General features: G+C 27.3%; 9 protein-coding genes. All 9 read right to left on the reverse strand.

Features of this window, described 5'->3' with window-relative positions:
- Positions 1-230: 230 nt before the first annotated feature.
- Positions 231-1,844, reverse strand: coding sequence for a hypothetical protein (locus tag JOC47_RS14915; protein ID WP_204703198.1), 1,614 nt, complete (start codon positions 1,842-1,844; stop codon positions 231-233).
- Positions 1,845-2,021: 177 nt separating this feature from the next.
- Positions 2,022-3,260, reverse strand: coding sequence for a hypothetical protein (locus tag JOC47_RS14920; RefSeq protein WP_204703199.1), 1,239 nt, complete (start codon positions 3,258-3,260; stop codon positions 2,022-2,024).
- A gap of 48 nt (positions 3,261-3,308) precedes the next feature.
- Positions 3,309-3,713 carry a hypothetical protein gene (locus JOC47_RS14925; protein WP_204703200.1) on the reverse strand — a complete coding sequence of 135 codons (405 nt, stop codon included), beginning with the start codon at positions 3,711-3,713 and terminating at the stop codon, positions 3,309-3,311.
- A 207-nt stretch (positions 3,714-3,920) separates the two neighbouring features.
- Positions 3,921-5,075 (reverse strand): abortive infection family protein, encoded by a 1,155-nt coding sequence (locus JOC47_RS14930; RefSeq protein ID WP_204703202.1) that lies wholly within the window; start codon positions 5,073-5,075, stop codon positions 3,921-3,923.
- Positions 5,076-5,218: 143 nt separating this feature from the next.
- A complete protein-coding gene (locus JOC47_RS14935; protein ID WP_204703203.1) occupies positions 5,219-5,929 on the reverse strand; it encodes an HAD family hydrolase in 711 nt (236 codons plus the stop codon).
- A 204-nt stretch (positions 5,930-6,133) separates the two neighbouring features.
- Positions 6,134-7,336, reverse strand: coding sequence for a hypothetical protein (locus tag JOC47_RS14940; protein ID WP_204703205.1), 1,203 nt, complete (start codon positions 7,334-7,336; stop codon positions 6,134-6,136).
- Positions 7,337-7,424: 88 nt separating this feature from the next.
- Positions 7,425-8,318 carry a potassium channel family protein gene (locus JOC47_RS14945; protein WP_204703207.1) on the reverse strand — a complete coding sequence of 298 codons (894 nt, stop codon included), beginning with the start codon at positions 8,316-8,318 and terminating at the stop codon, positions 7,425-7,427.
- A 192-nt stretch (positions 8,319-8,510) separates the two neighbouring features.
- Positions 8,511-9,287 (reverse strand): hypothetical protein, encoded by a 777-nt coding sequence (locus JOC47_RS14950; protein ID WP_204703208.1) that lies wholly within the window; start codon positions 9,285-9,287, stop codon positions 8,511-8,513.
- A 296-nt stretch (positions 9,288-9,583) separates the two neighbouring features.
- Positions 9,584-11,047, reverse strand: a complete 1,464-nt coding sequence (locus JOC47_RS14955; RefSeq protein ID WP_204703209.1) for a caspase family protein — start codon at positions 11,045-11,047, stop codon at positions 9,584-9,586.
- Positions 11,048-11,179 lie beyond the last annotated feature (132 nt).

The following is an 11,179-nucleotide window of genomic DNA, read 5'->3' on the forward strand; positions in this document are numbered from 1 at the left end:
ACTATTTCCTAACCTTCCCTCGAAAATAGTGATCTCTTACTGGTTGGATTCTATAACTAAAAATCAATATACTAGTTCTTTCACATAACGTCCCTAGGGTTCGCGACGTCTAGCTCAACTCTCCTATAACTTGTCCATTCTCTAAAACTTTCATATGTAACTACTAACTTTGTCTAACCTCCTAGCCTAGATGTCGCTAACCCTATGTTATCCGATGTGCTTTTGTGCGTTTACTCCTTATCATATTGCCCACAAAGATGTAATATATTATATTCCTCTATATATCTATCCTCAATAACTTTGATAAATTCAGATATCGATTTAGGTAATTCTTCTCCACGTCGTAAAAGTTGTTTTCTTACAATTTCAATCTTATCAACTTCCAACCTGTAATTTTTTTCTTGTTCATTATTTAATGTTATTGCTTCTCCAATATAACCTACAGCAGCGAAAATTTTATATTCCCCAAGTGTAAATCCAGTTACATTAGGGACACAAAATTCACTACCTGATTTAATTTCTCCATCACAATCAAATTCAAAACGAATTTTTTTAGAACCATATTCTTCAATATTTAATATCATTAACATAATATTTAATTTGATTTCTTGATTCCATAACTCTATTACTTTAACTTCAACTTGATCTAAGATGTCAAAATAATTTGCTATCTTAGTGGTCTTATTAATTAAATGAGCCCACTTGATAAATTTATCTGGTATTTTCATATTACTTGTTTGGGCTTTCCCTATGAATTCTGATGAGTAGAAAATAGAAATTTCTTTTGCATTTCCTTCTTTTAATTTTGAAAAAAATAAAATCAATTTTGCTATAACACTTAAATTAGACAAATTATAGTTTTCAAAAACATCAGGTATATGAATATTATATTTAAGTGAATTTTTATTTGGAATCAATATAATATTATTTCCTTCAAACAACTCAAAAAGATATTTAACATCTTCTAAATCTATTATCTCTCCTACTCCTGAAGGCACATGAAGATTTGCAGGAACACGAACTTCATTCCCCCCTTCACTTTCTTTAATCCACAATATATCTTTAGATACCGGCTTCGGTATAATTTCAATTTTACTTCCCTCTTCAATTATTTCTTCTGGCTTAGGAGCTTCAATATTAAATCTCAAATCTTTTATTTCACTTTTATCAACTTTCACCTCCTCCAGCAAACCTAAACTCCAATCAATAAAAAACTCTTTAGGATCTAGTTCTTTATGTGAATCAGGAACTAACAGTTGCAAATCTATCTTTTTTCTTCCACCCTTATATCCAACATTATCTATTAACTCTTTTTTTCGTTTTGAATAAGTTTTAAAGTCATTAATATACTCCTGAATTTTTTTCAATAAACCCTCCCCATCCAATGAAGATAATAAGTTATTTTCATTCCATTTGAAACTTAAGCTCTTTTTATTTAAATCAAATGAATCCACCTCGGTACTAATTTGACGAAGTTTTTTTAATACTCTTTTTATTTCTTCCTCCCAAATATGTATTAAATATGCTTTTTGACACTTATTTGTATTATTGAAGTCTAATACTAAAAAAAATGCTGGAAAGCTTGTTTTTACCAACCTAACCCAATTACTTAACTTCACTGATAAACGCCCTCTATTATTATCAGTTGCTTTAACTTGAACAAAACATTGGATAGGATCAATCATTTTATCTAAAGCAACTTCATTTTTAGGTAAATTCTCTATAGGAAACTCTAATATAAAATCCCACCCTCTTTTATCTTGATTTGCTTTATTTGCTGTAACCCCCACTTGAGCTGCCCAATTTCTTAAAGTAGATTCTCCCATTTCGCCTAGATCTCTCAAAATAGCCCCCCTCTCAAAAGCATGTCGGATAACGTCCCTAGGGTTCGCGACGTCTAGCTCAACCCTCCTATAACTTGTCTTTCCTCTAAAACTTTCATGTGTAATCCCGGCTTCTGCCTATCCTCATAACCTAGATGTCGCTAACCCTATGTTACACGAAGTGAAAATCCAAACCCACTATTCTTCAATATCAACAGTTATACTATCAAAATTATTCCACATGCAATTTATTTTTACCTTATCATTTTCTTTTTTCCAAATTATTGGTTCCATAAAATCATTTAAATTATTATCTTTCAAAAAAACATTCACTAATTTATTTATAATTTTATCTCTACATATACTAAATCTAATTTTATCATAACCTAAACTAAATCTTATAATAAAATTAAGATAATCACTATCTATTGAATTTAATTCTGTTCCTCCATATGATATACCTATTAACATTAATTCTCCAACCTTTTCTTTCTCACTCTCCATTAAATCAATATATAATTCAAAATAAATACCAAGCATATATTCTTTGAATTTATCAGTAAGGTTACTATTAATAATAGTTTTCATAACTCTACCAAATGCTATTATACTACTTACAATTATATTATCATTTTTATGTTTCAATTTATCTATATTAATATTTGTGTGATAATTATCATTTAAATGTTTTATAGATTTAATCCATTTTTTCAAAACTGATATTATTTCATATAATAAATAATCATATCGAGTTGGAAACTCATCATTCCTATCTACAATAGTAAAATCTGGATCATAATTCTGACATATTTTCTTTACAAAACTACATAAATAATAGAGCCACATATGCCATTTTAATTCTTGAAATATTGAATTATAAATCATTAGATCAAAAAATTTAACCCCTCTATATATATTATATTTATAAAATAAATTATCATCATTAGATTCATATCGAAAATTAAATTTATCACTATCTATTCTACTTAATTGTTTTAATCTTTTTTCAACTGCTTCTCCTATAGGGTTATACACCTCATAATTTTCAGCAAATTTAATATCTTTAAAAATGAAATATAATATTCTTTTATCTTCTTCAATTTGACTATAGTTAGTATAAGATAATGCAGATGACATAGATATATTATCTATTTCTTTATTTAAAATACTTCTATTATTTAATAAACTTTTCTTTAAATATGCCCTTAAAAGATCTTTTTTATACCAAGAGTCAACATCAACTAAATCCAGCACTAAGTATGGTTTTAAATCAATAATATTTTCAATAAATTTTTCATCTGTAAATAGTAATCTGAAAATTTCATTGACCTCTTCTATATTTGCTTTTTTATTTTTATAGTATTTTTTTATAAAATTGAATCTTAATAAAAAATTACATTTTGTCTTTTTATCACTTCTTTCTTCTTCTAAAAGCATTTTCTGGTTTTGACTCTCTTCTAACATAGGAACTTCTCTACTAATAATTTACTTTAACTTATTTAAATTTTTATTTAATAATTGAATCAACTCTTTATATCTTTCGGTAATTTGTAATTCTTCTACTGTTTCTTTTAACATAACCATTTTATTTTCACTAATTTTCCCTTTAGTTAGCCTAAAAAACAAATAGGAAAATATAATAATCACAATAATATAAGAAGAATTTGAAGGAGTTATATTATATTTAGATAACCCTAAATTTAAATTTAATCCTAACTTTATCATTACATCATAAAATAATAAATACTGAATAAATAAAAAAGCTAGTATAATAAACAAATAATCTGCTTTTCTTAAAATTAGTTTAATCTCTAGCTTTTTATATTTAGGGATTATACTATATACTGCAATAAAAATTGAAATCATAGTTAATATACTATCGAAACTCAACACAATCCCTCCTAGATTTTCATTTCGTGTAACGTCCCTGGGATTCGCGACGTCTCGCTACTGCTACTTTACTTTTGCCTATACTGCTAAATTTCATAAGTCAGTGCTACACCCCTGCACTATCCTCTATACCTAGATGTCGCTAAGCCCATGTTATATGATGTTCAGCGTCCCCCAATTAATAAGTTAGATATCATACTAAATTTTTTATTCGCATTTATCCTGCTTAATATTTCTATTTTCCCAACTACTATAAAGAAATTCTGAGATTGTCTTAGCACTATTTACTGCCAACATAGCATGTCTATATTCTGGTTTATAATAATTATCTTTTGACCTTCCATGTGCATCACTTAATTCATTTCTTAAACTTGCTATTCCATTAATTATAGAGAAAAATCCAGAACTTATTTGTTTCAAAAAATCTTCATTATAAATACTTGGATCCATTTGCAATAAATCACTAACTGTTTTGTAAAGTTTTATCAAATCTCCTTTATTAGAAATCTCTTTTCCGCTATCTTCTAAAATATAATAACATACGCTTTCTACTAATGTTCTTGCATTTGTAATAGCTCCATCATAATCTTTGTCTTTCAATTTATTTCTACACTTATCTATTTGGTCATTAATATAATTAAAATTTAACTTATTAATCTTTTCTACTTCTAGGTCATCATATTGATTTATTTCAATATCTAATTCATTTGCTATATCAACTACAATATCTTCACTTACATTAGAAAGAATTTCTTCTACATATACTCTTTTGCTATTAGCCATTTCTTTCTCTTCAAAATCTAAGTTAAACCCATTTAAAAATATATTTATTTCTCTTGTTGTCATTCTTTCTTGAAGAGTATGAGCAATTTCTGAAATTATATTCATTCTTTCAAGTTTAGAAAAATTTAATTCCCAATTTTTATTATTTGTGTCTGTATTTAAAATTTTCTCAGTATCTTCAACATATTCTTCAATATCATCAATTAAAGGTATCATTTCTCCTTTGACTTCATATGCACCACTAATATTATCAAAATCAAGATTAATATTGTTCATTTTCTTTCTCAAAAAATCATCTTTTATGTAATCTTTATAATATAAAATATTTTTTATTAAATTTTTAAATGCATATAAAGAAGCTGTTTTTTCATCGGGATCAGCACTAAAACTACTCAATTCTAATTTTCGAAATCTTTTTATTAGCTTTTTTATCTTCTTACATTTTTTAAAGTTAAAATAATTATCACCCCTTTTAACAAAAAAGCTGAATGTCATATAACGTCCCGAGGCTTCGCGACGTCTGCGGAATACACTCTGCAACCTATTCTTACTACCCTGTATTTCATAAGTCAGCTTCACCCCTGTTTATGCACCACTACCAGATGTCGCTAAGCCTCTGTTATGTGACGTCCCCCGGCGCTTTAAATCATATTACTCTCTCCCTGCACAATCCTTTTCTCTATAAACGCTTGATTTTAAATCTTTAAATTTTTCTCTTAAAATTATTTCTTTGAGTTTTCTTTTATTATTTCTCTAACTTCTACTAAATTATTAGCTTGATATTTTACCTCATTCTTGCCTTCTTTGTGAACCAAAATAGCTGGAATTCCTAAATTATTAGCTCCCTTTACATCAGCTTTTATACTATCTCCAATCATCCATACTCTTTCTGGGTTATTTGCAGTTGAAAGGGCTATCCTGAAAATTTCAGAATGAGGTTTTTCATATCCTACTCTACCTGAAGAAATACAATCCGTAACATATTTATCTAACCCCAACCCCTTTACAATCTCATTTAATTCAGGAACATGATTAGAAAGTATAATATTATTCCAATTCTTTTCTTTCAATTTCTTTAAAGTTTTTAGTGTGTCATCATAAAGGTCAAAACTTTCAGGATCAATATACAATTCATGAGCAAGTTTAGCTAGTTCTTCTGCTTTTTTCGAATTAATTCCTAAACCTATATATGCTTGAATAAAAATATTTTCAATTACATTCCACCATTCCTCAGAAGTTGATAAATGTAAATGGTCTTCTTCAGGAGTATGCCAAGGATAACCACTACTCAAATAAGGTTTGAAATCTTTTCTATTTAAATCATGATTTATTCCCTTTTTTTCAAGAGCTTCTAAAAGAGCTCCACTCCACATTCCTTCTCTATAAGCCAAAGTTCCATCAAAATCCCAAAAAATCGTTGAATTATTTCCCATATTATTTTACTCCTTCAACTATAACCAAGGGGGATGTCACATAACGTCCCTGGGGTTCGCGACGTCTAGCTCAATACTCCTATAACCTGTCTATCCTCTAAAACTTACATATGTGCTTTCCAACCTCGCCTAACCTCTAAGCCTAGATGTCGCTAACCCCATGTTAGGTGAAGTAGGCGCCCTCCAATAAAAGCAATTAATAGATTAGTTCTGTAAAAGTTCTACAAAAGTTTTATATAATTCATATAGTTTATTTATTAATCTTTTATATAATTTTTTAGTATTATCAAAGGAAGCCAAATCTAACGATTCAATAATATTTTTCTTTTTTCTTTTTACTTTTCTATCTGATAAAAGATGAAAATATATTATTCTTAAATCATTTAAAAGATAAAGTGGAGCAATTAAATCTTTAACTTCTTCATCTAAAGAATCTTTATCTAAAAGTTTCAAAAGTAAAAATTCAAAATATTTTATACTGCCACAATCAGTATAATCTTCCTCCACGTCTTCTGAATTATTTCTATAATATTTTTTAAACTCTCTCTTTTCTACAGCTTCAATTAATATTTTATGTAAAGCACTAATTATAGATTTTACTTCAAGTTCACTATAAGATATTGGTTTTTTAACATCATCTATTACCTCTAGCACTTCTTCTTCTAATTTATGTAAAGCTATATCATGATTATTTTTTAATAAATCATATACTTTATTTCTCAAATTTACTATTTTCTTTTCAATTATAGGTTCAGACCATTCACAACATATTTGAGCTAGATAAAATTCAGATTTCATTAATTTATGATCTGATTCTACATTTTGACTTTTCAAAAAAGATAAAGTTTCATCATCTAATTTTTCAAGATCCCCTAACCACATTACAACCTTATCATTAGTATTTATTCCAAATGGAACAATAAACTCATCTGTTCCTATTTTTCCATAAGTTTCTGAACCTAATTCTAATTCATATTTAGGAGTGTGAAAAAAATAAATTAAAGCTTGTTTTTGAAAAAACACAGGTGTCAAAAATCCATCATCTCCCATTCTTTTCAAACCCGGTATATTTTCATAATCTAAATAATCATATTTGAAATCATAACTTTCACAAAAAGAATATCTTTTATTTTGATGATTAAATTTGCTACTAAATACATCTTGATTTTTTTCTTCTAAATCTTTATAAAAACCTACTATAATTTTCTTAGACCTGTCAGTCAAATGCAAAGTATTGCAATCAGTACATTTAACTTGTGGTAATATATCAAACTTAATAATTTTATCATTTATTTGTATTTTATAACTTTCCAGAACTAACTCGACAATCTCCTCGCAATTCTTACATATATGCAACTGCCTTTCTTTATTCTCTTTTATAAACTCCTCTAAAGTTACTTCTTTCATACATAATCTCCCTTCTAAAATATACTGTTCAAATTAAAAAATAAGCCTATTTCACCTAACCCATGTTAGGTGAAATAGGCGTGGTAAATTATTTGTTTCTAGATGTTTTTATTGACAAAGCAGAACTTATAAATATCACAACAAATAAAAAACCACAAATAATAATATTTACAGTTAGGAATCTTCCCCAAAAAGTATTAGGGGAAATGTCTCCATACCCAGTAGTTGAAAATGTAACTAAGGTAAAATATAATAAATCAAAACTACTAGTTATTTTTATCCCTTCCTTAATAAAAGCTTCAGGCTGAAAAAATGAAAGTACAAGAACTTGACTATATAAGGTTAATAAAAGATTGAACAGCCATACTATTATCCCTAAATGCTTATTCAAATGAATAGGTTTAAAGTCTTCAAAGATTAATTTATTATTATCTTTTAAAGTTTGTATCAACCCCTTAAAAATTAAAACTTGTCCTAAAATTAAACATAAAGCCACTATTGAATTTACTCTAATGTTATTTATCATCAAACTTATAGGCGGTTTGCTAACTATTTCTCCAAATACTTTAAAACAGACATACATCACTGGAATGACCATACAAAAAGTTAAAGGAGGATATTCTTTTTCAAGATTTGACATATAATCTACTATAATTGATGTTAACTTTTTGATTTCTTCCCAAGCAAAATTAAATATTTCTTTTAATATAAACCCAATTAAAATAAACGAAGTTAATATTAAAAGATGTAATATTAAACTTCCCCATTCTCCAAAATTTTTAGAAATAGCAGCCAAAATCACAATTAAAATCAGATAAGCAAAAATTTCTTTTTCATCATCGGTATTAAAAAACTTAAAAGGATTTAACCTATAATCTTTTGAATTAGCTATTGGTAATATAGTTATTGCTATAATTAGATAAAACGAAACTTCTAACCATGTAAAGTATTTCATTAAAACTTCTTCTATAACTCCCTGCATTCTTTACCCTCCTTTAAAACAGTGAACTAAGCCTATTTCACCTAACGTCCCTGGGATTCGCGACGTCTCATTGTTGCTCCTATACTTTGCCTATTCTCCTAAATTTCATAAGTCAGTTCTGCAACCCTGCCTCTCCCTCTTACCTAGATGTCGCTAATCGCATGTTAGGCGATCGTAGGGCTCTTAATATAATCATTTCTCTTTAGCCAATTTGTATAACTCTTTTCTTACAATATAAATAATATCTTCAATATCATCTGATTCATTATATAAATTCTCACTATCTATATCTTTATTCTCAGACTTTTTATTCTTATCACTTATTTTATTTATCTTTTTTCTTAAATTCATAATTCTATTTTTAATATCATCAAGTCTATCATCATCAATGATTCTTTCAGGGATATCACTATTTATATTAATATCTATATTTATTTGACTTTTTATAAAATGATATGTGATCACACTTATAAATACTGCAATTGTTACTAACCACTCAAAATTAATGAATCTATAGAATATACTTATATTTAAAACAAATAATAATAAAGATATAATGAAAATTAACATATCTACTTGACTATCATTTTTTTCTAAGTCTTTTTCCAAGCTTTCTTCTAACTTTTTAAGATAAAATAGTTCATCTGATGTTTTTTCTAAATATTGAGAAACCGACCATGAATTATACCGAAATTGTCCATCCCAACTTGTGAATTGATATTTTATAATCTTGTCTTTAAATAATACTACTTCTGGTTTTATTATATTGAAAATTTCCATAGCTTCTTTATGTAAAGGCGATTCTTCAAGAGAAATTCTTGGATCAAAATCTTCTTTTGAAAGTTCATTCCAAAAATGAAAAGGTAAATCTAATTCTTTACAGAATTTTCGATAAGAAGGAATTACAAGATTATTATTTATATCACGGTATTCTTCTTTATATTTTTCAAAGTCACTTTTATTATTCATATATATCCTCCTTGCTAAAAAATTATAAACTCACTAACTAAATTTTTTTGATTTTAGCAGTTTGTATGACTTGAAATCTTTCTATTGTTTTTTGAAATTAACATCATTTTCAATCTAAAAAAATATAACTATGCCCTATGTCGCCTAACGTCCCTGAGCTTCGCGACGTCTAGCTACTGCTACTTTATTTGCCTATTCTCCTAAATTTCATAAGTCAGTGCTACAACCCTGCAGTATCCTCTATACCTAGATGTCGCTAAGCCCATGTTAGGCGACGTTTTTCATCGTTATTAAGACTAGCTTTCTATCTTCTTCTTAATTTTGTTAATTAAGTACTTTTGAAATTCATTTAATATTTCTCTTATTCCATTTATTACTTCTTCTTTTTCTTTTAACTTATAAGTTGAAAAATTCCATGAAAATTCTTTGTTTAATTTTCTTCTATCCCATCCTTCCTCTTCATAATAAGAATTAAAATAGAATAAATTAATTTTAGTCTTAGAGAATATAAAAGTTATACCACAAATACACCATGGGATATTTTCAAATTTTGGTTCTGTTTTTATAAGTACTAATTCATATGGAACATCTTCAGTAATTTTAAAACCATCTACAACTTGTTTAGTTTTAGTAACAGTTTTGGTAGTATATCTCGAAGCTAATGAAGCTGGTAATAATGGATTATCTATTTTAACTCTTTCCTCATCTTCATATGTTTCTTCTTTATATTTTGGTTTAGCAAAATAATTTTGTTCTTTATTATCTTCCAACCATCGCCCAATATTATTATAATTATAATCAGTAAATACACTATTAGTTTTATTAAAAGACGGATCAACATTATATAAATTAATCATTTCTTTACTATAATCAAAATTCTTAATTACTGATTCAATTTCGTTAAATATTGTTTCAACTTCTTCCTTAGTACAATATTTTTCAGCATCTTTTTTTACTAATTCTTCTAAACTAGTTAATTCTTCTTCTATTTCTCCCTGAGTTTCTTCCTCTGAAACACCATGATTATCACTAGGTATTACAATTTCATTAACCTGTTCCGTTTTAGTTAAAAACTTCTCAGTAAAATCTGCTTGTCCTATAAAGAAAGGAGTTTGCCTATCAAAAGTTTCAAACTCATCAGATATATAATCTATAATATCTTTATATCTAACATCAGATCCTTCATAATTAATAATTGCATTTAAAAAACTTTTAGTAAAAAAACTTAAGTTATCATTCTGCCAGGAATTTTGATTATTATAAGATGAAAACATAAAATAACATGATTTGAATCGGTCACCAGTTTTCTCTAAGTAACTATCAAATTTACTAGTTAATTTATTACCCTTAATATATTGTACACCTGACTCACATGCGTCTACTACTTTTATAGTTAAATTAGGTCTTAAACTTTTGAGTAACGTATCTAATTCAGAATTTTCTAAAGCAGTTTGCTTGCTTTTTTGCTTTTTATAATCTGAAGGTAAATAATAAAATTCTTGCCCATCATACATCCCATGCCCAGTATAATACAAAAATAATTCTTCAACCTCTTTATCTTTGTATTCTTCAATGAATTTTACAATATTTTCTTTAAAATCATTACTTTTCAAATATTGTTTGTCATATAAACTTAAAATACCATCAAATCTATCACTACTTTCTAAAACCTCTTCAATTAATTCTGCATCATTATAACATGCAGGTAATTCATTTAAATTATCATACCTACTTATTCCAACAACTATTGCTAAATTCATTATTATCCCTCCTGAGTTTTTTATGAAAAATGTCGCCTAACGTCCCGAGGCTTCGCGACGTCCATTTATGCACCTATAACCTAATCTAATGCAACCTTAATTTTATAAGTTAGCTTCGACAACTTTGTCCAA

It is taken from the genome of Halanaerobacter jeridensis (assembly GCF_016908315.1).
GTDB classification, from domain to species: domain Bacteria; phylum Bacillota; class Halanaerobiia; order Halobacteroidales; family Halobacteroidaceae; genus Halanaerobacter; species Halanaerobacter jeridensis.